Origin of the sequence: Streptomyces violens (genome assembly GCF_000717745.1) — a bacterium.
Classification (GTDB): domain Bacteria; phylum Actinomycetota; class Actinomycetes; order Streptomycetales; family Streptomycetaceae; genus Streptomyces; species Streptomyces violens.
In genome coordinates, this window is the sequence record NZ_JOBH01000001.1 from 276,742 (window position 1) to 299,633 (window position 22,892).

20 protein-coding genes are annotated in these 22,892 nt (G+C 71.5%); 6 read left to right on the forward strand and 14 right to left on the reverse strand.

The genetic code is table 11. The features are described from left to right. Window positions 1-29: 29 nt before the first annotated feature. The 4 genes from IF04_RS0101275 to IF04_RS0101290 all read right to left on the reverse strand — a co-directional run bounded on the left by IF04_RS0101275 (window position 30) and on the right by IF04_RS0101290 (window position 4,115). Window positions 30-659: an MBL fold metallo-hydrolase gene (locus IF04_RS0101275; RefSeq protein ID WP_030249486.1), complete on the reverse strand. Its 630-nt coding sequence runs from the start codon at window positions 657-659 to the stop codon at window positions 30-32. Next, complete coding sequence (locus tag IF04_RS0101280; RefSeq protein WP_030249489.1) at window positions 659-1,744, reverse strand: S-(hydroxymethyl)mycothiol dehydrogenase; 1,086 nt, start codon at window positions 1,742-1,744, stop codon at window positions 659-661. The genes IF04_RS0101275 and IF04_RS0101280 overlap by 1 nt, the downstream gene beginning before the upstream one ends. A 125-nt stretch (window positions 1,745-1,869) precedes the next feature. Continuing rightward, window positions 1,870-3,171 (reverse strand): glucarate dehydratase family protein, encoded by a 1,302-nt coding sequence (locus IF04_RS0101285; RefSeq protein WP_030249492.1) that lies wholly within the window; start codon window positions 3,169-3,171, stop codon window positions 1,870-1,872. Window positions 3,172-3,188: 17 nt separating this feature from the next. Beyond that, a complete protein-coding gene (locus IF04_RS0101290) occupies window positions 3,189-4,115 on the reverse strand; it encodes a 5-dehydro-4-deoxyglucarate dehydratase (RefSeq protein ID WP_030249495.1) in 927 nt (308 codons plus the stop codon). 249 nt (window positions 4,116-4,364) lie between these two features. Here IF04_RS0101290 and IF04_RS0101295 point away from each other — a divergent pair, with 249 nt between their 5' ends. Then, entirely contained in the window at window positions 4,365-5,141 is a 777-nt protein-coding gene (locus IF04_RS0101295) for an HAD family acid phosphatase (protein WP_030249497.1), read from the forward strand. 28 nt (window positions 5,142-5,169) lie between these two features. Here the strand turns inward: IF04_RS0101295 and IF04_RS0101300 are convergent, their stop codons facing one another. The 3 genes from IF04_RS0101300 to IF04_RS38045 form a co-directional block, all read right to left on the reverse strand. Beyond that, window positions 5,170-6,093, reverse strand: a complete 924-nt coding sequence (locus IF04_RS0101300; protein WP_030249499.1) for a ribonuclease Z — start codon at window positions 6,091-6,093, stop codon at window positions 5,170-5,172. Between the two features lie 8 nt (window positions 6,094-6,101). After that, window positions 6,102-6,461 (reverse strand): histidine triad nucleotide-binding protein, encoded by a 360-nt coding sequence (locus tag IF04_RS0101305; RefSeq protein WP_030249501.1) that lies wholly within the window; start codon window positions 6,459-6,461, stop codon window positions 6,102-6,104. Window positions 6,462-6,529: 68 nt separating this feature from the next. Next, window positions 6,530-7,228 carry a hypothetical protein gene (locus tag IF04_RS38045; protein ID WP_063829423.1) on the reverse strand — a complete coding sequence of 233 codons (699 nt, stop codon included), beginning with the start codon at window positions 7,226-7,228 and terminating at the stop codon, window positions 6,530-6,532. 263 nt (window positions 7,229-7,491) lie between these two features. Between IF04_RS38045 and IF04_RS0101315 the strand changes: the two genes are divergently transcribed. Beyond that, window positions 7,492-7,920 (forward strand): OsmC family protein, encoded by a 429-nt coding sequence (locus IF04_RS0101315; RefSeq protein ID WP_030249505.1) that lies wholly within the window; start codon window positions 7,492-7,494, stop codon window positions 7,918-7,920. A gap of 55 nt (window positions 7,921-7,975) precedes the next feature. Here IF04_RS0101315 and IF04_RS0101320 read toward each other — a convergent pair whose 3' ends face one another. The 4 genes from IF04_RS0101320 to hrcA all read right to left on the reverse strand — a co-directional run bounded on the left by IF04_RS0101320 (window position 7,976) and on the right by hrcA (window position 12,140). Beyond that, window positions 7,976-8,719: a 16S rRNA (uracil(1498)-N(3))-methyltransferase gene (locus tag IF04_RS0101320; RefSeq protein ID WP_030249507.1), complete on the reverse strand. Its 744-nt coding sequence runs from the start codon at window positions 8,717-8,719 to the stop codon at window positions 7,976-7,978. Next, the gene (locus IF04_RS0101325; protein WP_030249509.1) at window positions 8,716-9,822 is read right to left on the reverse strand and encodes a nitronate monooxygenase; all 1,107 of its coding nucleotides are present in this window, start codon (window positions 9,820-9,822) and stop codon (window positions 8,716-8,718) included. The genes IF04_RS0101320 and IF04_RS0101325 overlap by 4 nt, the downstream gene beginning before the upstream one ends. 167 nt (window positions 9,823-9,989) lie before the next feature. Next, window positions 9,990-11,123 carry a molecular chaperone DnaJ gene (gene dnaJ, locus IF04_RS0101330; RefSeq protein ID WP_030249511.1) on the reverse strand — a complete coding sequence of 378 codons (1,134 nt, stop codon included), beginning with the start codon at window positions 11,121-11,123 and terminating at the stop codon, window positions 9,990-9,992. Then, window positions 11,124-12,140 (reverse strand): heat-inducible transcriptional repressor HrcA, encoded by a 1,017-nt coding sequence (hrcA, locus tag IF04_RS0101335; protein WP_030249513.1) that lies wholly within the window; start codon window positions 12,138-12,140, stop codon window positions 11,124-11,126. Window positions 12,141-12,413: 273 nt separating this feature from the next. On the opposite strand from hrcA, the gene IF04_RS0101340 reads away from it, so the two are divergent. Beyond that, entirely contained in the window at window positions 12,414-13,148 is a 735-nt protein-coding gene (locus IF04_RS0101340) for an MBL fold metallo-hydrolase (RefSeq protein ID WP_030249516.1), read from the forward strand. Window positions 13,149-13,187: 39 nt separating this feature from the next. Then, a complete protein-coding gene (locus IF04_RS0101345; protein ID WP_030249519.1) occupies window positions 13,188-14,021 on the forward strand; it encodes a DUF3097 domain-containing protein in 834 nt (277 codons plus the stop codon). Here the strand turns inward: IF04_RS0101345 and IF04_RS0101350 are convergent. From IF04_RS0101350 to IF04_RS0101360, 3 genes are all read right to left on the reverse strand, one after another. Further along, window positions 13,999-14,574, reverse strand: a complete 576-nt coding sequence (locus tag IF04_RS0101350) for a Uma2 family endonuclease (RefSeq protein ID WP_037958109.1) — start codon at window positions 14,572-14,574, stop codon at window positions 13,999-14,001. The two genes, IF04_RS0101345 and IF04_RS0101350, sit on opposite strands and share 23 nt — an antisense overlap. A gap of 101 nt (window positions 14,575-14,675) precedes the next feature. Then, window positions 14,676-15,908 (reverse strand): radical SAM family heme chaperone HemW, encoded by a 1,233-nt coding sequence (gene hemW / locus IF04_RS0101355; RefSeq protein WP_030249524.1) that lies wholly within the window; start codon window positions 15,906-15,908, stop codon window positions 14,676-14,678. Window positions 15,909-15,976: 68 nt separating this feature from the next. Beyond that, window positions 15,977-17,989 carry a SpoIIE family protein phosphatase gene (locus IF04_RS0101360; RefSeq protein WP_030249526.1) on the reverse strand — a complete coding sequence of 671 codons (2,013 nt, stop codon included), beginning with the start codon at window positions 17,987-17,989 and terminating at the stop codon, window positions 15,977-15,979. Window positions 17,990-18,089: 100 nt separating this feature from the next. On the opposite strand from IF04_RS0101360, the gene IF04_RS0101365 reads away from it, so the two are divergent. Both IF04_RS0101365 and IF04_RS0101370 read left to right on the forward strand, forming a co-directional pair. Further along, a complete protein-coding gene (locus IF04_RS0101365; RefSeq protein ID WP_078599703.1) occupies window positions 18,090-22,235 on the forward strand; it encodes a HAMP domain-containing protein in 4,146 nt (1,381 codons plus the stop codon). Between the two features lie 25 nt (window positions 22,236-22,260). After that, window positions 22,261-22,848: a response regulator gene (locus IF04_RS0101370; protein ID WP_030249533.1), complete on the forward strand. Its 588-nt coding sequence runs from the start codon at window positions 22,261-22,263 to the stop codon at window positions 22,846-22,848. Window positions 22,849-22,892 lie beyond the last annotated feature (44 nt).

The window sequence follows — 22,892 nt, forward strand, 5'->3', positions numbered from 1 at the left end:
GTAGCAAGTGACGCCGGTGCGGCCCCCTTTCAGTGGCCGCGCGCGATCCACTCCTCCAAATGCGGCGCCTCGTCCCCGATGGTCGTCGGGTCGCCGTGCCCGGTGAGTACCTTCGTCTGCGGCGGCAGGGTCAGCAGCCGCTTCCGGATCGACTCGACGATGGTCGGGAAGTCCGAGAACGACCGCCCGGTCGCGCCGGGCCCGCCCTGGAAGAGCGTGTCCCCGCTGAAGACGACCCCGAGATCCGGCGCGTGGAAGCAGACCGCGCCGGGCGCGTGCCCCGGCGTGTGCAGCACGGTCAGATCCGTACCGGCGATGGTCAGCACCTGCCCGTCCGTCAGCTCCCGGTCCGGGGGGCTGCCCGGATAGGTCAGCTTCCACAGCGGCAGGTCGTCGGGGTGGAGATGGATCATGGCGCCGGTACGGGACGCCAGCGCGGGCGCCGCGTCGATGTGGTCGTCGTGCGCGTGCGTACAGAGCACGGCACGCAGCCGCCGCCCGCCGAGCGCCGCGAGGATGGCATCGGCGTCGTGCGCGGCATCGATGACCACCGCTTCCTCGTCGTCCCCGACGATCCACACATTGTTGTCCACCTCCCACGTCCCGCCGTCCAGCGAGAACGTCCCGGAGGTGACCAGGTGCTCGATGCGCGCCGCCATCACAGCACCACCACCGAACGCAGCACATCGCCCTCATGCATCCGCGCGAACGCCTTCTCCACGTCCCCGATCCCGATCGTCTCCGTCACGAACGCCCCCAGATCCAGCCGCCCCTGCTGATGCAGATCAACGAGCATCGGGAAGTCACGGGACGGCAGACAGTCGCCGTACCAGGACGACTTGAGCGCCCCGCCCCGCCCGAAGACATCCAGCAACGGCAACTCCAGCTTCATCTCCGGCGTCGGCACGCCCACCAGCACGACAGTGCCCGCCAGGTCGCGGGCGTAGAACGCCTGCTTGTACGTCTCGGGACGGCCGACCGCCTCGATGACCACGTCCGCGCCGAAGCCACCGGTCAGCTCGCGGATCGCCTCCACCGGATCGGCGACCTTGGAATTCACCGAGTGCGTGGCGCCGATGGACAACGCCTTCTCCAGCTTCCGGTCGTCGATGTCCACCGCGATGATCTTCGCAGCGCCAGCGAGCCGGGCCCCCGCGATCGCCGCATCACCAACACCCCCGCAGCCGATCACGGCAACAGAGTCGCCCCGACCCACATTGCCGGTGTTGATCGCAGCCCCGATACCGGCCATCACACCGCACCCCAGCAACCCCGCCACCGCGGGCGACACCGCCGGATCCACCTTCGTGCACTGCCCCGCCGCCACCAGCGTCTTCTCCGCGAACGCACCAATACCGAGGGCCGGCGACAGCTCCGTACCGTCCGTCAGCGTCATCTTCTGCCGCGCATTGTGCGTATCGAACCAGTACTGCGGACGCCCCCGCAGACACGCCCGGCACTGCCCGCACACCGCACGCCAATTCAGAATGACGAAATCGCCGGGCGAGACGTCCGAAACGCCCTCCCCCACCGACTCCACGACACCAGCGGCCTCATGCCCCAGCAGGAACGGGAACTCATCATTGATCCCGCCCTGCTTGTAATGCAGGTCCGTATGGCACACACCGCACGCCTGGACCTGGACCACGGCCTCGCCGGGGCCCGGGTCCGGCACGACGATCGTCTCGACGCGCACCGGCTGGTCCTTGCCGGGTGCGATGACTCCGCGTACTTGCTGTGCCATGGGGGCGGCCCCTCTCGATGATCACGTACGGGACGGACCCATACCGTACGCGTTCCGCGCATTCCCGCCCAGAGGGCGACACCCCGGCTCCCGGCGCCGGGCGGCGCTCGCCGCCGCGCTCGCGGTTACCAGCGCGGCACGGCCGGCGTCGTCCACTCCGGGTCGGCGATCCGCATCGCCGCCGCGTCGTCCCGGTCGCGCTGACTGCCGTCGTCGTCCAGCCAGCGCCGGTGCAGCGCGGCGAGGCGGTCGCGGTCGAGTTCGACGCCCAGTCCCGGGCTGTCGGTGACCGCGACGGCGCCGCCGTCGAAGGCGATCCGCTCGGTGAGGACGTCCTCGGTCTGCCAGGGGTAGTGCGTGTCGCAGGCGTACCTCAGATCCGGGACGGTGGCCGCGACCTGCGTCATCGCGGCGAGGCTGATGCCCAGATGGGTGTTGGAGTGCATGGAGACGCCGACGCCGAACGTACGGCAGATCGCGGCCAGTTCGCGGGTGTTGCGCAGGCCGCCCCAGTAGTGGTGGTCGGAGAGGACGACCTGGACGGCGCCGCGGGTGAACGCCTCGGCGATCTCGTCGAAGGTCGTCACGCACATGTTGGTGGCGAGCGGAATCTCCGTACGGGCCGCCACCTGGGCCATCCGGTCCGTGCCGCTCGCCGGGTCCTCCAGGTACTCCAGTACGTCCTTGAGCTCCTCGGCGACCTGCAGCGAGGTCTCCACCGACCAGGCGCCGTTGGGGTCCAACCGGAGCGGCTGTCCGGGGAACTCCTTGGCCAGCGCGCGGACCGCGGCGATCTCCTCGGCCGGCTCGTGGACCCCGCCCTTGAGCTTGAACGAGCGGAAGCCGTAGGTGTCGGCGAGGCGGCGGGCCTGCGCGACCACGCCCGCCGGGTCGGTGGCCGCCGCCCAGTCGTCGGGCTCGCCGCGGCCGCCCGGGTGCTCGGCCCAGCGGTAGAAGAGGTACGCGCTGTAGTCGACGCGGTCGCGTACCTTGCCGCCGAGCAGGGCGTGCACGGGGAGTCCGGTGGCCCGGCCCCAGGCGTCCAGGCAGGCGACCTCGAAGCCGGAGAGGACGGAGAGGCGCAGCTTGTCGGCGGTCTGGACGCCGCGCAGCCCGCCGACGTCGACCGCGCCCGCGGCGGTGGCGCCCGGCGAGTCACCGCAGACCTCGGCGGCCACTACGGGAAGCGCGTTCAGATCCGTGACCGAGCGGCCGATGAGCGCACCGGCCAACGGCCGGGCGATGTCGAGGTACTTGGTGTCGCCGTAGGTCTCGCCGAGGCCGGTCGCGCCGCCCTCGGTGACCACCTCGACGATCAGCCGGGGGGTGTAGGGCTGGTGCACGCCCTGGGTGTTCAGCAGCGGCGGGTCGGCGACGAGGATCGGGGTGAGCCGGACTTCGGCGATCGTCAGTTCCGTGCGGGACATCGTGAGTTCCGTACGGGTCATCGGGTGGCTCCTACCAGGCCGAGGCCGCGCTCCAGGAGCGCCGCGAGGTCGGTGAGGTCGGCGGGGGTCGGGTCGGTGAGCGGGGCGCGCACGGGGCCGACGGGCAGCCCGCGCAGCCGGGCCGCCGCCTTGACCAGCGACACCGCGTATCCCGGCACCCGGTCGCGGAGCTCCACAAAGGGGATGTAGAAGCCGGTCAGGAGCTTCTCGACGGTGGTGTCGTCGTGCGCGCCGAGCGCCGCGAAGAAGGCACCGGCGATCTCGGGCGCGAAGGCGTGCACGGCGGAGGAGTACGCGGTGATGCCCAGGCTCGCGTAGGCGCGGGCCTGCAGTTCGGCGGTGGCGGCGCCGTTGAAGAACAGGAAGCCGTCGGGCGCGGCGAGCTTGCCGCGCTGCAGCCGGTCCAGGTCGCTGTGGCCGTCCTTGAGCCCGATGACGCCGGGGATCTCGGCGATCCGGCGGACGCTGTCGGCGGTGAAGGTGACGTGGTCGCGCTGGTAGGCGATCAGCGGCAGGCGGGTGCGGGCCGCGACCTCGCGCACCTGGGCGACCAGGCCGTCCTGCGGGGCCCTGACGAGGTAGTGCGGCATCAGCAGGGCCGCGTCGGCCCCGGCGTCCTCGGCGATCCTGGCGAACCGGGCTGCCTGCGCCCAGCCGTAGCCCACGCCGGCGACGACCGGCAGCCGCCCGTCCGCCACCTCGACGGCGGCCCTGATCACCCGGCCGTACTCGTCCTCGTCCAGCGAGAAGAACTCGCCCGTGCCGCAGGCCGGGAAGAGCGCGCCGGGCCCGGCGGCGATCCGGCTCGCGAGGTAGTCGCGGTACGCGGGCAGGTCCAGCGCGCCGTCGTCGGCGAAGGAGGTGAGGGGGAAGGACAGTACGCCGCGAGCCATGCCCGCGCGCAGCCGTTCGATGACCGTCATGGGCCTGTCTCCATATGTAGATGGCGTCCACGGATGAGAATGGAGGCTAGAGACAGGCATATCGGCCGTCAAGAGTGCAGACAGTCCGGTACGGGTACCGACAGACACTCCGTACAGACACTCACCGGCACTCCGTACGCCTGGAAATGCTTTGCCAACGATTTAATCTCCGCGCGTAGATACGCAGAAGCAACGCCTGCTAGATCTACCGGGGTCCCTCTTTCCGCCCCTACTCCGCAGGAGATCCACATGCGCTTCCGTGCGCGCCTGGGCGCCGTCGCCGCCGCGGCTGCCGTCGCCGCCACCACCGCGTTCGGCGTCGGCCAGGCCACCGCCGAACACTCCGTCCCGCGCTCGGACAAGGAGATACCGAACCTCACCCAGGTCCAGGACAAGATCAAGGCGTACTACGGCGACACCGTCACCGCCGACGGCGAGCACTACGCCTCGCCGAAGAGCAACTACGCCCGCCAGGTGCACGGCATCGAGGCGAAGGCACAGCGGTACCTGGACGACGCCGCCCGGAACCACCACGGCTCCGGCAAGCCCGCCATCGTCCTCGACATGGACGACACCACCCTGCTCACCTACAACTTCGAGCTGCAGATCGGCTTCGCCTTCAACGAGAAGGCCCAGGACGCGTACCTGAAGAGCCACGACATGGAGCCGGTCTTCGGGATGGACGCGCTGGTGAACCACGCCCGCGCCAAGGGCTACGAGGTCTTCTTCGTGACCGGCCGCAAGGAGGCCCAGCGCGACTGGAGCGTCCGCAACCTGAAGAACGTCGGCTACGACGTCCCGCTCGACCGCCGACACGTCTACCTCAAGAACAAGGAAAACCCGCCGTCGTACCTGTCCTGCGGCACCGGCTGCTCGACCATCGAGTACAAGTCGGGCACCCGCAAGCACATCGAGTCCCAGGGGTACGACATCGTCGCCAACTTCGGTGACCAGCACTCCGACCTGCAGGGCGGCTACGCGGACCGCACCTTCAAGCTGCCGAACCCGATGTACTACCTGCCGTAACGGGCACCGCTGGCATCCCCGGCAGTGCTCAGCGCCGCTTCGGAAGCGGTACCCGCAACAGGTCCCGGGCCACCGTCAGTTCGCCGTCGTAGCCCGCCTCCCGGGCCTCCCGCTCGAACTCCGACGGGTCGCTGTACCGCTGCGAGAAGTGCGTGAGCACCAGGTGCCGGACGCCGGCGTTGCGCGCGACCATGGCCGCCTGGCCCGCCGTCAGGTGGCCGTGCTCGGCGGCCAGCTGCCGGTCGCCGTCCAGGAACGTGGACTCGATGACGAGCATGTCGCAGCCCGCCGCGAGCTCGTGCGCGCCGGCGCACAGCCGGGTGTCCATCACGAACGCGAACGACTGGCCCGGCCGTACCTCGCTGACCTCCTCCAGGGTGACCGCCCGGCCGTCTTCTCGGACGATCGCGCCCTCCCGGCTCAGCCGGCCCACCTCGGGGCCGGAAATGCCGTGTTCGGCCAGCCGCTCGGGCAGCATCCGCCGCCCGTCCGGCTCCTGGAGGCGGTAGCCGTAGGACTCGACGGGGTGCGAGAGCCGGCGCGCGGTGAGGGTGTACGCGGGCGTGTCGGCGATCGCGCCGCCGTCGCCGGACACCGGCTCCTGCCGCAGCTTCACGGTCTCCCGGTACGCCGTCGAATAACGCAGCCGCTCGAAGAAGTGCGTCCCGCTCGCGGGGTAGTGGGCGGTGACCGGATGCGGCACCCGGTCGAGGTTGATCCGCTGGATCACCCCGGCCAGGCCCAGGCTGTGGTCGCCGTGGAAGTGCGTGACACACAGCCGGTTGACGTCGTGCGCGGCCACCCCGGCGCGCAGCATCTGCCGCTGCGTCCCCTCGCCGGGGTCGAAGAGCAGCCCCGCGCCGTCCCAGCGCAGCAGGTAGCCGTTGTGGTTGCGGTGCCGGGTGGGTACCTGGCTGGCGGTACCGAGGACGACCAGTTCGCGTACGGACAAGGCGCTGACTATCCGGGGGGCCAGTTGAGGCCGCGGCCGCCGAGGACGTGGGCGTGCGCGTGGAAGACGGTCTGGCCCGCGCCGGTACCGGTGTTGAAGACGATGCGGAAGCCGGTGCCGTCGACCTTGTCCTCCTCGGCGACCTTGCGCGCCTCGCACAGCACGTCGGCGGCGACCTGCGGCTCGGCGGCGGCCAGGGACGCGGCGTCCGGGTGGTGGACCTTGGGGATCACCAGGACGTGGGTGGGCGCCTGGGGGTTGATGTCGCGGAAGGCGACGGTCGTCTCGGTCTCTCGGACGATCGTCGCGGGCACGTCGCCCGCCACGATCTTGCAGAACAGGCAGTCGGCCTGCGGTTCTCCCGCCACCGGGTGCGCTCCTCACGGGTCGTCGGCTCGTACGACCCTGATCGTACCGATCGGGAGCGCGGCGGCGGCTACTGGCGTGCCGCGCGGTCGCCGTGGGCGTCGCCGTTGTCGTCCTTGCCGTCGTGCCACTTGCCGTCGTCGCCGTGCTCGCCGTCCGGGCAGTCGTCGTGGTTACCGTCGTCGTGGTGACCGTCGTCGTGGTTACCGTCGTCGTGGCTGCCGTCGTCCTGCCACTTACCGTCGTCGTGCCACTTACCGTCTTCCTGCCACTTGCCGTCGTCGTGGCCGTCGCCGTTCTGACCGCCACCCCCGCCGTTCTCGTTCCCGCCCTCGTCGCTCCCGGACCCCGGGTTATCGGAGTTACCAGGATTGCCGGAGTCATCAGGGTTGCCAGGGTTATCAGGGCTATCGGGGTTACCCGGGTTGTCGGCGTCCGGTGAGGCGTCCGCCGCAGGCGCATCGCAGTTGCCGATGGTGTTCGTGCGGAAGACCACCCGGTCGCCGACCCGGGCGGTCAGGTTGTTCCCCTCCACGCACCGGCCGCTGACCTCCCTGGTCACCGGCCCCCGGATGGTGATCCGCTCGCCGCTCACCGTCTCACCCTGGCAGTCGACCCGGGCGCGGTCGCCCGCGGCGGCCGGGGTGGCGGCGGCCGTTCCCGTCGGTGCCGGCCGGCCGCCGTTCGGGGCCGACGCCGTGCAGCTCAGCCACCGCACGTCGACGCTTTCCCACTCCAGTGCCCGGGTCCCCTGGCGGTCAGTGGTCACCGCTATCGCCGAGGTGTTGGAGTAGCTCGATGGCTCACATGCCGCTGTTCCGGCAGCCACCGCACCCGCGGCACCCGCCGCTGCCAACGCCCGTAACCAACGGCCCCGCACGCGTCCCTTCATGCCCCGCAGCGTGCCATTGCCGCCGTACGGCCCGACAGGCCCGCTCCGGCCAACTCCGCGCGGCGCTCCCCCGGCCGCGCCGATCATCACTAGCCTGGGCCCCGAAGAACCAGGTTCCGCCACATACGGGAGTGACCCACATGGCAGCGACGCGCACGGCCAGGACCCACTGGGAAGGCAACCTGATGGAGGGCAAGGGCCAGGTGACCCTCGCCTCCTCCAACATCGGTACGTACGACGTGAACTGGCCGGCCCGCACCGAGCAGCCGAACGGCACGACCAGCCCCGAGGAGCTGATCGCGGCGGCCCATTCCTCCTGCTACTCCATGGCGTTCTCGCACGCTCTGGCCGGTCAGGGCTACACCGTGGAGACGCTCGACACCCAGGCCGACGTCACGTTCCAGCCGGGTGAGGGCATCACCACCATCGCGCTGACCGTGAAGGCCGGCGTCCCCGGCCTCTCGGAGGCGGACTTCCAGGCGGCCGCCGAGGACGCCAAGAAGAACTGCCCGGTCAGCCAGGCCCTGGCGGCCGTCAAGAACATCACGATCGACGCGACCCTGATCTGACCCCGTACCGGCCGGGCGCTCAGCCCCACCGGGCGCTCGGCCCCACCGGCCGGGCTCAGTCCCAGCGGCCGGTACGCCCCAGCAGCAGCGCGGCCGCGGCCGTGCCGGCGGTGGAGGTGCGCAGTACGCTCGCCCCCAGCCGGTACGGCTTCGCGCCGGCCGCCGCGAACAGCTCCAACTCCTCCGGCGAGACGCCGCCCTCGGGGCCGACGACGAGCACGATGCCGCCGTCGGCGGGGAGTTCGGCGCGGGCCAGCGGCTCGCTGCCCTCCTCGTGCAGTACGGCGGCAAATTCGGCGCCGGACAGCAGCGCGGCCACGTCCTTCGTCGAGGCCGCATCCGCGACCTCAGGGAACGTCAGCCGGCGGGCCTGCTTCCCGGCCTCGCGCGCCGTATTGCGCCACTTCGTCAGCGACTTGGCGCCCCGCTCGCCCTTCCACTGCGTCACACAACGCGACGCCTGCCACGGCACGATCGCGTCCACGCCGGTCTCGGTCATGGTCTCCACGGCCAGTTCGCCGCGGTCGCCCTTGGGCAGCGCCTGTACGACGGTGATGCGCGGCCGCGGCGCCTCCTCGGTCCGTACCTCCGTCACGGCCACATCGAGGCGGTCCTTGCCCTCGACCGCGGCGACCGTCCCGTACGCGCCGGTGCCCGCGCCGTCCGTCAGCACGATCTCCTCGCCGGCGCGCAGCCGCCGTACCGACACCGCGTGCCGCCCCTCGGGGCCGTCCAGGGTGAGGGTCGCGCCGGGCGCGGCGCCGGCCAGCGAGTCGACGAGGAAGACCGGGGCGGTCACGAGGTACTCCCGAGGGGTCCGGTTCCGGCGGCGCCGGAGGGGTTCAACAGGTCGCGTGCGGCGGCCAGTTCGGCCACCAGTACCTCCGTCAGCTCGGCCGCGGGCAGCTGCCGGGCCAGCCGGTGGCCCTGGCCCGCCCACAGGCTCATGGCCTGCGGGTCGCCGGCCTTGGCGGCGGCCTTGCGTACCGGGGAGGTGAGGTAGTGGACGGCCGGGTAGGCGGCCGGAGCGTACGGGCCGTGCTCGCGCAGGAAACGGTTCGCCAGGCCGCGGGCCGGGCGTCCCGAGAACGCCCGGGTGAGCTCGGTACGGGTGAACAGCGGGTCGGTCAGCGCCTGCTTGTGCAGCGGGTGGGCGCCGGACTCGGGGCAGGCCAGGAAGGCCGTGCCGAGCTGGGCCGCGGCCGCGCCCGCGGCCAGTACGGCGGCGATCTGCGCGCCGCGCATCAGCCCGCCCGCGGCGATCACCGGGAGCCGGACGGCCTCCCGGACCTCGGCGATCAGCGTGAGCAGGCCGACGCCCGCTCCCCTACCGTCGCTCTGCTGGTCGTCGCGGTGCGTGCCCTGGTGGCCGCCCGCCTCTATGCCCTGGACGCACACGGCGTGGGCGCCCGCCTCCTGCGCGGCCCGCGCCTCGGCGGCCGTGGTGACGGTGACGACGGTGTACGTGCCGGCCCTGTCGAGGGCCTGCAGGGTCTTGCGGTCGGGGCAGCCGAAGGTGAAGGAGACCACCGGTACGGGGTCCTCGCGGAGGATCGCGAGCTTGGCGTCGTACCCGTCGTCGGCGGAGCCCGCGGTGTCGCCGAGCTCGGTCTCGTACCAGGTGGCCTCGCCCGCGAGCTGTTCGCGGTAGACCTCGACGGCGGCGGCGTCGGCGAGCTCCGGCTGCGGCATGAAGAGGTTCACGCCGAAGGGGCGGTCGGTCAGCCCGCGTACCTGCTTGATCTCCTGGTACATGCCGTCGGCCGTCTTGTATCCGGCCGCGAGGAAGCCGAGGCCGCCGGCCGCACTGACGGCGGCGGCCAGCTCGGGGCACGAGGCGCCACCCGCCATGGGGGCCTGCACGATCGGGTGGCGGCACAGATCGGTCAGCGCGGTGGGCATGCCCACATCGTGTCACGCGTCACGGCCGCCCCCTCAATCGGGGCGACCGTGACGGTACGCATATTCCGGAGCGATTCACCATCCGTAAGGACGGCCCCGCCCCTCTGCCTCATCGTCCGTTGGCTGTATCTCCCGGGGGACAACCCCCGGACCCCCGGCCGTGCTGCTCATCGTCCGTTGAAGGCATCTTTCAACCGCGAGAACAGCCCCTGCTGGCCCGGCTGGAACTGGCCCGTCGGGCGCTCCTCGCCGCGGAGCTTGGCGAGCCGGCGCAGCAGCTCCTCCTGCTCCGGGTCGAGCTTGCCCGGGGTCTGGACCTCGACGTGGACGACCAGGTCGCCGCGGCCGCCGCCGCGCAGATGCGTGATGCCGCAGCCGTGCAGCGGGATGGACTGGCCGGACTGGGTGCCGGGCCGGATGTCGACGTCCCGTACCCCGTCCAGCGTCTCCAGCGGGCACTTCGTGCCCAGTGCCGCCGCGGTCATCGGGATCGTGACCGTGCAGTGCAGGTCGTCGCCGCGCCGCTGGAAGACCGGGTGCGCGACCTCGTGGATCTCGACGTACAGGTCGCCGGCGGGACCGCCGCCGGGGCCGACCTCGCCCTCGCCCGCGAGCTGGATCCGGGTGCCGTTGTCGACACCGGCCGGGATCTTGACCGTGAGCGTACGACGGGACCGGATGCGGCCGTCGCCGGCGCACTCGGGGCACGGGGTCGGCACGACCGTGCCGAAGCCCTGGCACTGCGGGCACGGCCGCGAGGTCATGACCTGGCCCAGGAAGGACCGGGTGACCTGCGAGACCTCACCGCGGCCGCGGCACATGTCACAGGTCTGCGCGGAGGTGCCGGGCGCGGCGCCCTCGCCCGTACAGGTCGTACACACGATCGCGGTGTCGACCTGGATGTCCTTGGTCGTACCGAACGCGGCCTCGTGCAGCTCCACGTCCAGCCGGATCATGGCGTCCTGGCCGCGGCGGGTGCGCGAGCGCGGCCCGCGCTGCGACGCCGTGCCGAAGAACGCGTCCATGATGTCGGAGAAGTTCCCGAAGCCCGCGCCGAAGCCGGCCCCGCCGGCGCCGCCGCCTTGGGACATCGGGTCGCCGCCGAGGTCGTAGACCTGCTTCTTCTGCGGGTCCGACAGCACCTCGTAAGCGGCGTTGATCTCCTTGAACCGCTCCTGGGTCTTGGGATCCGGGTTCACGTCCGGGTGCAGCTCGCGCGCCAGCCGCCGGAAAGCCTTCTTGATCTGGTCCTGCGAGGCGTCGCGGCTGACACCGAGGACCGCGTAATAGTCCGTGGCCACTTACGACTCCGCCAGGATCTGTCCGACGTAACGTGCCACTGCGCGTACCGCTCCCATCGTTCCGGGGTAGTCCATGCGGGTCGGTCCGACCACGCCGAGTTTGGCGACTGCCTCGTCGCCCGAACCGTAGCCGACTGCGACGACCGATGTGGAAGTGAGGCCCTCGTGAGCGTTCTCGTGCCCGATGCGCACGGTCATGCTCGAATCCTTGGCCTCTCCCAGCAGCTTGAGGAGCACGACCTGCTCCTCGAGTGCCTCCAGCACCGGCCGGATCGTCAGCGGGAAATCATGTCCGAAGCGCGTGAGATTGGCGGTACCGCCGATCATCAGCCGCTCTTCGGTCTCCTCCACCAGAGTCTCCAGCAACACCGACAGCACTGTCGAGACCGTGCCGCGGTCCTCCGCCTCGAAGGACTCGGGAAGGTCCTGCACCAGCTGCGGCACATCGGTGAACCGGCGCCCCACGACCCTGCTGTTGAGCCGGGCCCGCAGGTCCGCCAGGGACGTTTCGCCGAACGGCGCCGGGCAGTCGATCATGCGCTGCTCGACCCGCCCGGTGTCCGTGATCAGGACGAGCATCAGCCGGGCCGGGGCCAGCGACAGCAGCTCGACGTGCCGGACGGTGGACCGGGTCAGCGAGGGGTACTGGACCACCGCGACCTGCCGGGTGAGCTGCGCGAGCAGCCGTACCGTACGGGCCACGACGTCGTCGAGGTCCACCGCGCTGTCGAGGAAGCTGTGGATCGCCCGGCGCTCGGGGCCGGAGAGCGGCTTTACGGCCGCCAGCTTGTCGACGAAGAGGCGGTAGCCCTTGTCGGTGGGGATGCGTCCGGCGCTCGTGTGAGGCTGGGCGATGAAGCCCTCCTCCTCCAGCACCGCCATGTCATTACGGACCGTGGCCGGCGAGACACCGAGCCGGTGGCGCTCCGTGAGCGCCTTGGAGCCGACCGGCTCCTCGGTGCCCACGTAGTCCTGGACGATGGCACGCAGCACTTCGAGTCTGCGTTCGCTGAGCATCGCGCACACCTCCAGTCCCGCGCTCTCCCCTGGGCCTCCGCGGCCGCCTGTCCGGCCGGGGTCCGGCCGACTGTCCCTGGCACTCGACCGGTCCGAGTGCCAAACCCTGACCAGTGTACGGCCGGGTAGCACGGGCAGGGCAAGGCCGGGCACCGCGGCGCGCGGCCCGGCGGGCCACCGTATCGCGCCGCGGCGGCTCCGTGTCCCCGGGATACGCCCAGGTCAGCCGGTCGGCCGCGCGCGTTTTCGCGGTATACGGGCTAGCGTCGCGGTATGCGCACGAGTTGGGAAGAGGCAGGGTGGGAGCGGCTCGCCGACGGGGTCGCCCGGCGCCGGCTGCCGCACTGGGACGCCACGGTCGGTGTCGTGGCCGGGACCACCGGCGTTCTTCTGGTCGACACCGGGTCCGGGCTGGCCGAGGGCTCCGAGCTGCGCCGCCAGGTGCGTGGCGTACTGGGCCGTGAGGTGTCCCACATCGCCCTCACCCACCCGCACTTCGATCATGTACTGGGCACGGCGGCGTTCGCGGGTGTGACGGTCTTCGGCGCGACCGGCATGGCCGAGCTGCTGCGCCGCGAGCCGGAGGCGCTGCTCTCCGACGCGGTACGGCACGGGGCCGACCCGGACGCGGCGGCCGACGCGGTGGACACCCTGGTGGTCCCGCAGCACACGGTCTGCGGCGAACGCACCCTGGACCTGGGCGACCGGCACGTCCTGCTGGCGAACGTCGGTCCCGGGCACAGCGCGCACGACCTGGCGGTGTGCGTGCAGGGCGGCGCGGGCGGACCCGAGGTGGTGTTCTGCGGCGATCTCGTCGAGGAGTCGGGCGAGCCGCAGGCCGGCCCCGACGCGCTCCCCGCCTGCTGGCCGGCCGCGCTGGACCGGCTCCTCTCCCTCGGCGGCGAGGACGCCCGCTACGTCCCCGGCCACGGCGCCGTCGTGGATGCCCGCTTCGTCCGCACCCAGCGCGACGACCTGGCCCGCCGCTTCGGCGTGTCGCCCGAATAGCCCCCACGGACGCCTCGCTCCCCGCATATCGTCTGTCGAATGCGCAGCAGAGAGTACGGGCCGGACCTCACCCCTCCTTGGAAGAAGCAGAAGCCCGCCCCCGAGGTCCCCGCGGAGCCCGACCTGGTCGTCGAAGAGATCACCACCGGCTACTGCGGTGCCGTCATCCGCTGCGAGAAGACGGCCGAGGGGCCGACGGTCACCCTGGAGGACCGCTTCGGCAAGCACCGCGTCTTCCCGATGACGCCCCGCGGCTTCCTGCTCGAAGGCAAGGTCGTCACCCTCGTACGGCCGTCTGCGCAGCCCCGGCAGCAGGGCCCGGCCCGTACCGCCTCCGGCTCCCTCGCCGTCCCCGGCGCCCGCGCCCGGGTCGCCCGCGCCGGGCGCATCTACGTGGAGGGCCGCCACGACGCCGAGCTGGTCGAACGCGTCTGGGGCGACGACCTCCGCATCGAAGGCGTCGTCGTCGAGTACCTCGAAGGCATCGACGACCTCCCCGCGATCGTCCGCTCCTTCTCCCCCGGCCCCGACGCCCGCCTCGGCGTCCTCGTCGACCACCTGGTCCCCGGCTCCAAGGAGTCCCGCATCGCGGCCTCGGTCACGGACGCGAACGTCCTGATCGTCGGCCACCCCTACATCGACATCTGGGAAGCCGTGAAGCCGTCGTCGGTGGGCATTGCGGAATGGCCGTCGGTGCCACGCGGCCAGGACTGGAAGACGGGGGTCTGCCGGTCCCTCGGCTGGCCGGAGAACACTGGCGCGGCCTGGCAGCGCATCCTCGGCTCGGTCCACTCGTACAAGGACCTGGAGCCGGCGCTGCTGGGACGGGTGGAGGAACTGATCGATTTCGTTACGGCCGGGAGTGCGGCCTGACGCCCTTGTATGTGTCGAACTCGCTGGTGTCCAGCTCGGCGCCGAGCAAGGGTAGCGGAAGGGATTCACCGAACTTCGTGATCTGCTGGGTCCGGTAGTCCGCTTCGTCCCCAGCGCCGACAGGCTGAGTGAGCAGAACGCACTGGGCGACGATGGGGTCGATGATCAAGTACGCGGGCACCTTGCCCGCAGCGTAGATCGAGCGCTTGATTCCGTAGTCATGATCGACGCTGGTCTTGGAAACGACCTCGACGACCGTCGCGATCACCCCGGACGGGATCGGCCCCGTCTCCGGGCGAGCATCGCGCGCCAGCACCACCAGGTCCGGGACAGGCTCACTCGCTTCGCACGGGACCGTGATGTCCTGTGTCTGGAGACGCATCCATGCGCGCCGGGGGATCTGGTCCTGTACCGACTCGACGATCTCGTTGTGCACGAGGTCGGGCGCCGCCATCATCACGATGTTCCCCCTGAGAAGCTCAACTTTGACGCCCTCGGGAACCTCCAGGTTCTGGAAGATCTGGGTCATCCGGTGATCGTCCACAACGGTCATCTCCGTGGCCCTCCACATCGCGCCGCGTTCTTGCGACGGCAGCCTAAGGACAGCGTAGGCAGGTCCCCCTCGTAACCGCAGGGGTTCACCCGGGCGAGTGATCAGTCCACCAAGTCCCGCACCACCGCGTCCGCCAGTAGTCGCCCACGCAGGGTCAGGACCGCCCGCCCGGCCTCGTACGGGCCGGGGTCCAGCAGGCCGTCCGCGAGCGCCTTCTCGGCCGCCGCGAGGCCGGTCGGCCGCAGGAGGGACAGCGGGCACCCCGCCGCCAGCCGCAGCTCCAGGAGGATGCGTTCGACGCGGCGGTCCTCCTCGGAGAGGAGCTCGCGGCCCGCGCCCGGGGAGCGGCCCTCGGTCAGGGCCTGGGCGTACGCGGCCGGGTGCTTCGCGTTCCACCAGCGGACGCCGCCGACGTGGCTGTGCGCGCCGGGGCCCGCGCCCCACCAGTCGGCGCCGGTCCAGTACAGCTCGTTGTGGCGGCAGCGGGCGGGCTGCGACGTGGCCCAGTTGGAGACCTCGTACCAGGCGAAGCCCGCGGCGGTGAGGGTTTCCTCGGCGATGAGGTAGCGGTCGGCGTGCTCGTCGTCGTCGGTCATCGGGACCTCGCCGCGGCGGATGCGGCGGGCGAGCTGGGTGCCCTCCTCGACGATCAGCGCGTACGCGGAGACGTGGTCGGGGCCCGCGCCGACCGCCGCGTCCAGGGAGGCGCGCCAGTCGTCGTCGGTCTCGCCGGGCGTGCCGTAGATCAGGTCGAGGTTGACGTGGTCGAAGCCGGCGGCGCGGGCCTCGGCGACGCACGCTTCGGGGCGCCCGGGGGTGTGCGTACGGTCGAGGATCTTCAGGACGTGCTGCCGGGCGCTCTGCATGCCGAAGGAGACACGGTTGAAGCCGCCGGAGCGCAGCTCCGCCAGATACCGGGGGTCGACGGACTCCGGGTTCGCCTCCGTGGTGATCTCCGCGTCCGGTGTGAAGCCGAATTCGTCGCGGATGGCGGCGAGCATGCGGGAGAGGTCGGCGGCGGGCAGCAGCGTGGGCGTGCCGCCGCCGACGAAGACCGTCTCGACGCGGCGCGGGTCGTCGCCCATGACCTTGCGGGCGAGCCGGATCTCCTCGATGAGGGTGTCGGCGTAGTTCTCGCGGGAGGCGAGCACCCCGCCGGAGCCGCGCAGCTCGGTGGCGGTGTAGGTGTTGAAGTCGCAGTATCCGCAGCGCGTCGCGCAGTACGGCACGTGCAGATAGAACCCGAGGGGCCGCTCGCCCGCTCCGTCCAGGGCGGAGGCGGGCAGCGCCCCGTCCTCGGGCATGGGCTCACCGTCGGGGAGTGCAGAAGGCATACCGCCATTGTCCGGCACGCGGGGAGTGATCCCCTCCGCGGCCGCCCACGGGTGTCCCGGCCGTCCGGCTACGGGCCCGGTACCGCCTGCAGCACCAGCAGCGCCAGGTCGTCGTCCGGCGGGGCCGTGCCGAAGGCGTGCACGCGGCGCCTCAGGTGCTCGGCGACGCCGTCGGCGCCCAGCCCCGCGCACTCGGCCAGGGCCTGCGCGAGGCCGTCCTCGTCGTCGAAGAGCCGGCCGCCCGAGCGGCGCTCGGTCACGCCGTCGGTCACGCACAGCAGCGTCTCGCCGGGCGCGAGGTCGAAGGACTCGCTCTCGTACTCGGTCTCCTCCATGACGCCGAGCAGCATCTGCGGCGCGGCGACCGCCCGCACCGTGCCGTCCGTGCCGAGCACCAGCGGCAGCGGGTGCCCGGCACTGGCCAGCGTGCAGCGGGCGCCGCCGGTGCCGTCCGCGTGCGGGACGATCTCGCCGTACAGGAGGGAGAGGAACCGTGCCTGCTCTTCCTCCTCGCGGTAGCCGGGCTGGAGCTCCGCCTCGGAGCCGGCCGCCACCACCGCGGCGGCCACCGCGGCGACGGAGTCGGCGGCCTCCCGCGCGACCGTGCGGTTCAGCCGGTCCAGCACGTCGCCGACGCCGTACCCCTCGCGGGCCAGCAGCCGCAGCACCGGGCGGGCCAGGCCGGTGACGGCCGCCGCCTCCGGGCCGCTGCCGCAGACGTCGCCGAGCATGAAGCACCAGCGGCCCTCGCCCGCCCGGAAGAGGTCCCAGAAGTCGCCGCCCGCCCAGGCGCCCTCGCGCGGTTCGTACACCACGGCCGAGGCCACGCCCGGCACGTCGGGGCGGCGGCCGGGCAGCAGCCGGCGCTGCAGCACCCGGCTGATGCGTTCCTGGCGGCTGTAGGCGTCCGCGGTGGCGATGGCCCGGGCCACCCGCCCGGCCAGGTCCTCGATGAGCGAGACGACCTCGTCGGGGAAGCGGAGCAGTCCGGCCCGGCCGATCAGGAGCGTGCCGTGCCGGCGCACGCCGGAGATCAGCGGGCAGGCCAGGGCCGCGCCGCCGGGGCCGAACCCGCTGGGCTCGCCCGGCCACGGCCAGGGGCCCGCGCCGGTGGGGTGGCCGTCGCCGCCGCGCCCGGTCAGTACCGGCGGGTCCTTCTCCAGCAGTTCGCGCAGCCCGTCGATGCGAGACTCCGTGGCGTGCCAGACGCGGGCCAGCCGGGGCGCGCCGAACTCCCCGCCGTCGTCCAGCCACACCGCGCACCAGTCGGCCATCCGCGGCACGATGAGCTGTGCGACCAGCGCGGCCACCTGGTCCGCGTCGAGCTGCCCGCTGAGCAGGTCGGACGCCTCGGCGAGGAAGGACAGCGCGCCGTGGTGGAGCCGCTCCACCTCGCAGCGGCGCAGCGCGACACGCTGCGGCCCCGGCGGCATCAGCTCGGTGGCCGGCGGCCCGCCCGGCGCCCTGCGGTCCGCGTGGAAGATCTCCACCGGCGGTCCGTACACCGCATCCGGCCCGTCCGCCGTCACCCGGAACCACACGGTCTTCAGGGTGCGCCGGTACGTGATGCCCCAGGAGTCGGCGATCGCGCCGACCAGTTGCAGGCCGCGGCCCGCCCCCTCGGCCGTCACGGCGTCGTGGCGGCCGCGCACCGGGCGGGCCGGGTGGTGGTCGGAGACCTCCACGGTCACGGCGGTGTGCGGGCCGTCCTCGTCCAGCCGGCACTGCAGCTCGACGGCGGTGCCGGCGTGCACGACGGCGTTGGTGACCAGCTCGCTGACGAGCAGTTCGGCCGCGTCGGTGAGGCGCGCGGTGAGGTACTCGGCGCCGGGCAGCCCGCGGGTGACCCAGTCGGCGAGCGTCGCGCGGACGAACTGGCGGGCGGCACCGGCGGCGATGGGCGTGCCGGGCAGTCCGACGGCGCGGAAACCGTCGGTTCCGTATGCATCGTCGGCGGGTTGTGCTCCCTCGGCGGGGCGGCCGTCGGCGGGCGGACCGCTCTCCTGGGCGGGGACGGCGTCGGACCGGGCCGTGGCCGGCCTGCGCACCACGTCGGTTTCCGACGGAGTTGTCGTCCTCATTGAGCACTCCCGAGCAGTTCCGCAATCGCGCCGAATGCGCCATCGCCAGAGTGACAGACTGAGCCCACCCATTCGCACCGAGTTACTGAAGTGGGTCACTATGTCGGTGGATTCCGCAGTGCCCCGCGATGCGCGGGAGGCAGGGACCGGCTGGGTGCGGGCGGCTGATCTCAGGCCGCTGCTGACCGCGCTCGTGTCGATGTCCTCCGGTGACTTCCGCACGCGGCTCCCCGTGGCGTACGACGGCGTCCTCGCCGATCTGCACGGGGCCTTCAACGACATCGTCCTGCGGGCGCGGCATCACTCCGACGAGCTGGTGCGGCTGCGCTCGGAGCTGATCCGGCAGGGCCGGCTGGACGAGCGGATGACGGCCAGTCCCGGCTCGGGCACGTGGGCTTCCTCGGTGCTCGCGACCAACGACATCATCGAGGCGCTGGTGGTCCCGGCGGCCCAGGCGACGCAGGTGCTGAACGCGGTGGCGGGCGGCGACCTGACCCAGCGCGTGGAGCTGCACGACGGGCACCGCAGACTGCGCGGCGACCGCTGCGGGCTGGGCCGCGCGGTGAACTCGATGGTCGATCAGTTGTCGCTGTTCACCGGCGAGGTCACGCGGGTGGCCCGCGAGTCGGGCAACGAAGGGCGGCTCGGCGGCCGGGCCAAGGTGGCGGGGCTGTCCGGGAGTTGGCGGGATGTGACGGAGGCGGTCAATACGATGGCCGCCCGGCTGACCGCGCAGGTGCGGGACATCGCGGCGGTGACGACGGCGGTGGCGCGCGGCGATCTGACGCGCCAGGTGACGGTGGAGGCGACCGGCGAGCTGCTGGAGCTGAAGCTGACGGTCAACACGATGGTCGACCAGCTCTCGGCGTTCGCCGACGAGGTCACCCGGGTCGCCAGGGAGGTCGGTACGGAGGGGCGGCTGGGCGGCCGGGCACAGGTGCCGGGCGTCTCCGGGGTCTGGAAGGACCTCACCGACAACGTCAATTTCATGGCCTCCAACCTCACCTCGCAGGTACGCAACATCGCCCAGGTCACCACCGCGGTGGCCAACGGCGACCTCAGCCAGAAGATCACGGTCGACGCGCGCGGCGAGATCCTGGAGCTGAAGGAGACCGTGAACACGATGGTCGACCAGCTCTCCGCGTTCGCCGACGAGGTCACCCGGGTCGCCAGGGAGGTCGGTACGGACGGGCGGCTGGGCGGCCGGGCGCAGGTGCGCGGGGTGTCGGGGATGTGGAAGGACCTCACCGACAGCGTCAACTTCATGGCGGACAACCTCACCACGCAGGTGCGCAACATCGCCCTGGTGGCGACCGCGGTGAAGGAGGGCGACCTCGGCCGGAAGATCACGGTCGAGGCCAAGGGCGAGGTCCTGGAGCTGAAGACGACGATCAACACGATGGTCGACCAGCTCTCCGCGTTCGCCGACGAGGTCACCCGGGTCGCCAGGGAGGTCGGTACGGAGGGCAACCTCGGCGGCCAGGCCCAGGTCCGCGGCGTCTCCGGAGTCTGGAAGGACCTCACGGACAGCGTCAACTTCATGGCCTCCAACCTCACCTCACAGGTACGCAACATCGCCCAGGTCACCACCGCGGTCGCCGACGGCGACCTGTCGAAGAAGATCTCGGTGGCCGCGCGCGGCGAGATCCTGGAGGTGAAGGACACCGTCAACGGCATGGTCGACCAGCTACGGGCGTTCGCCGACGAGGTGACCCGGGTGGCCCGTGAGGTCGGTACGGAGGGCGACCTCGGCGGCCGGGCCCAGGTGCGCGGCGCGTCCGGCGTCTGGAAGGACCTCACCGACAACGTCAACTTCATGGCGTCGAACCTCACGACGCAGGTACGCAACATCGCCCTCGTCGCCACCGCCGTCGCCCAGGGCGACCTGTCACAGAAGATCGACGTGGACGCGCGCGGCGAGATCCTGGAGCTCAAGACCACCCTCAACACCATGGTGGACACGCTGTCCTCGTTCGCCTCCGAGGTGACCCGGGTGGCCCGCGAGGTCGGCAGCGAGGGCCAGCTCGGCGGCCAGGCCCGCGTCGAGGGCGTCTACGGCACCTGGAAGTCCCTGACGACCAGCGTGAACGAGCTCGCGTCGAACCTCACCACACAGGTCCGGGCGATCGCCGAGGTGACCAGCGCGGTGGCCTCCGGCGACATGACGCGCAACGTCACGGTCGAGGCCCGCGGCGAGGTCGACGAGCTGAAGAACAACATCAACATGATGGTCTCCAACCTCCGCGAGACCACCCGCGCCAAGGACTGGCTGGACGCCAACCTCGCCCGGCTGGCGGGCCTGATGCAGGGCCACCGCGATCTGGTGGAGGTCGCCGACCTGATCCTGCGCGAGCTGACGCCGCTGGTGAACGCGCAGTACGGCGCGTTCTTCCTGGCCAGCGCCGAGACCGACGAGCTGCGGCTGGACTTCATCGCGGGGTACGGCTCCGCGCACGACGCCAGCATCGCCGTCCCCGGCTCGCACGGCCACGGCCTGGTCCGCCAGGCCGCCATCGAGAAGAAGCGCATCCTGATGGAGGAGGTGCCGCCCGACTACATCAAGGTCGACTCCGGGCTCGGCGAGGCGGCCCCGAACACCGTCGTGATCATCCCCGTGCTCTTCGAGGACCGGATCCTCGGCGTGATCGAGCTGGCGTCCTTCTCCCGCTTCTCCGACGTCCACCTCGCCTTCTTCGACCAGTTCGTGAACACCATCGGCGTCGCCATCAACACCATCGTCGCCAATTCCCGTACGGAGTCGCTGCTGAGCGAGTCCCAGCGGCTGGCCGGCCAGCTCCAGGAGCGCACGGGCGAGCTGCAGCGCCGCCAGGCCGAGCTGCAGCGCTCCAACGCCGCGCTGGAGGAGAAGGCCGCGCTGCTGGCCAGCTCCTCGCGGTACAAGACGGAGTTCCTGGCGAACATGTCGCACGAGCTGCGCAATCCGCTGAACTCCCTGCTGATCCTCGCCCAGATGCTCATCGACAACGAGCACGGCCACCTCAGCCGGCACGAGGTGGAGAGCGCGGCGATGATCCACCGCTCCGGCTCCGAACTCCTCCAGCTCATCAACGACATCCTCGACCTGTCCAAGATCGAAGCCGGCCGGATGGACGTCTTTCCGTCCCGGGTACCGCTGATCAAGCTGCTCAACTACGTCCACGACACCTTCCGCCCGCTGACCCTGGACCGCGGCCTGGCCTTCGAGGTCTCGGTCACCGACACGGTGCCCAAGGACCTGTACAGCGACGAGAAGCGGATCAAACAGGTGCTGCGGAACCTCCTCTCCAACGCCCTGAAGTTCACCTCCAAGGGCAAGATCGACCTGCGGGTGGACCGGGAGGACGAGGAGACCGTCACCTTCACCGTCACCGACACCGGCATCGGCATCGCCGCCGAGAAACTGCCGGTCATCTTCGAGGCGTTCCAGCAGGCGGACGGCACGACCAACCGAAAGTACGGCGGTACGGGCCTCGGCCTGTCCATCAGCCGGGAGATCGCGGGCCTGCTCGGCGGCGCGCTCACGGCACAGAGCGAGCCCGGCGCCGGCTCCACCTTCGCCTTCCGCATCCCCGTCCGCTGCCACAGCACGGCGGAGCCCTCCGAGCAGCCGCCCGACGACGACGGCGCGGACACCGACGAGGACGCGGCCCCCGCCGCCGCTCCGGAGCTCACCCGGTCGCCGGTCCCCGCGCCCGCCGCCTCCCCGGAGGAAAGCGCCTGGCCCGCCGTGTCCAATGTGGAGCAGTGGGCCAAGGGCGCCACCGGCGAACTGCTCTCGGGAGCCCAGGCCCTGGTCGTCGACGACGACATCCGCAACGCCTTCGCGCTGACGAACGTCCTCAGCCGGGTCGGTATGCGGGTGATCTACGCCGAGCACGGCCGGGAGGCCATCGAGATGCTCGGCAAGAACCCGGGCATCGACTTCGTGCTGATGGACATCATGATGCCGGAGATGGACGGGTACGAAACGATCCGCGCCATCCGCCGCACCCCCCGGTACGCCGATCTGCCGGTCGTCGTCCTGACGGCCAAGGCCATGCCGGGCGACCGCGAGAAATCCCTGGAGACCGGCGCCAACGAGTACCTTCCCAAACCACTGGACGTGGACCGGCTGCTGAACGTCGCCGTCGATCTGCTCTCCCAGTACCGGGCCCCCGCCTCCGCCCCTGACGGCGGCGCCCCGACCAGCCATGGGCACGCAGCCGACGCCGACCACGACGAGACCGGCCGGGCCGGCACTTCGTAGGGGCACACCAGTTCAGAGGCCACTCATGATCCACGTCACCCGCAATGACCGCGACGACCGGGCAGGAATCCTCCTCGTCGACGACATGGAGGAGAACCTCGCCGCGCTGGAAGCCGTCCTGCGCTCCCTCGGTGAACCGCTCGTCCGCGCGCGGTCGGGCGAGGAAGCGATGAAGGCGCTGCTCCGCCAGGACTTCGCGGTGGTCCTCCTGGACATCCTGATGCCCGGCATGGACGGCTTCGAGACCGCGAGCAACATCAAGCGGCTCGACCAGGCGAAACACATCCCGATCATCTTCCTGACCGGCACGGACGCCGACTCCGGCTACGCCTTCCGCGGCTACTCCACGGGCGCCGCGGACTATCTCACCAAGCCCTTCGACCCCTGGGTGCTGCGCGCCAAGGTCAAGGTCTTCCTGGAACTGCACCAGAAGAACCGGCAGTTGCGCCGGATGCGGCAGCAGGACCGGGACCGCCTCGACGAACTGGCGGACCGCATCGCCCTCATGGAGCAGACGCTGGCGGCCGGCGACGACGTCGAGGCGGGCGAACTGCGCGCCCGGATGTCCGCGCTGGAGGAAACGGTACGGGCGCTGCGCCACGGCCGGGCCTGACGCCTGCCGGGTCCGTACGTCCGCATGGAGAACGTACGGACCCG

Coding starts and splice junctions, on each gene's coding strand:
- hrcA (WP_030249513.1), bottom strand. CDS start 12,140: ATGCTCAGCGAACGCAGACTCGAAGTGCTGCGTGCCATCGTCCAGGAC.
- IF04_RS0101340 (WP_030249516.1), top strand. CDS start 12,414: ATGCGCACGAGTTGGGAAGAGGCAGGGTGGGAGCGGCTCGCCGACGGG.
- IF04_RS0101365 (WP_078599703.1), top strand. CDS start 18,090: ATGTCGGTGGATTCCGCAGTGCCCCGCGATGCGCGGGAGGCAGGGACC.
- IF04_RS0101280 (WP_030249489.1), bottom strand. CDS start 1,744: ATGGCACAGCAAGTACGCGGAGTCATCGCACCCGGCAAGGACCAGCCG.
- IF04_RS0101325 (WP_030249509.1), bottom strand. CDS start 9,822: ATGCCCACCGCGCTGACCGATCTGTGCCGCCACCCGATCGTGCAGGCC.
- IF04_RS0101290 (WP_030249495.1), bottom strand. CDS start 4,115: ATGACGGTCATCGAACGGCTGCGCGCGGGCATGGCTCGCGGCGTACTG.
- hemW (WP_030249524.1), bottom strand. CDS start 15,908: ATGCCTTCTGCACTCCCCGACGGTGAGCCCATGCCCGAGGACGGGGCG.
- IF04_RS0101345 (WP_030249519.1), top strand. CDS start 13,188: ATGCGCAGCAGAGAGTACGGGCCGGACCTCACCCCTCCTTGGAAGAAG.
- IF04_RS0101275 (WP_030249486.1), bottom strand. CDS start 659: ATGGCGGCGCGCATCGAGCACCTGGTCACCTCCGGGACGTTCTCGCTG.
- IF04_RS0101315 (WP_030249505.1), top strand. CDS start 7,492: ATGGCAGCGACGCGCACGGCCAGGACCCACTGGGAAGGCAACCTGATG.
- IF04_RS0101285 (WP_030249492.1), bottom strand. CDS start 3,171: ATGTCCCGCACGGAACTGACGATCGCCGAAGTCCGGCTCACCCCGATC.
- IF04_RS0101370 (WP_030249533.1), top strand. CDS start 22,261: ATGATCCACGTCACCCGCAATGACCGCGACGACCGGGCAGGAATCCTC.
- IF04_RS0101350 (WP_037958109.1), bottom strand. CDS start 14,574: ATGACCGTTGTGGACGATCACCGGATGACCCAGATCTTCCAGAACCTG.
- IF04_RS0101360 (WP_030249526.1), bottom strand. CDS start 17,989: ATGAGGACGACAACTCCGTCGGAAACCGACGTGGTGCGCAGGCCGGCC.
- IF04_RS0101295 (WP_030249497.1), top strand. CDS start 4,365: ATGCGCTTCCGTGCGCGCCTGGGCGCCGTCGCCGCCGCGGCTGCCGTC.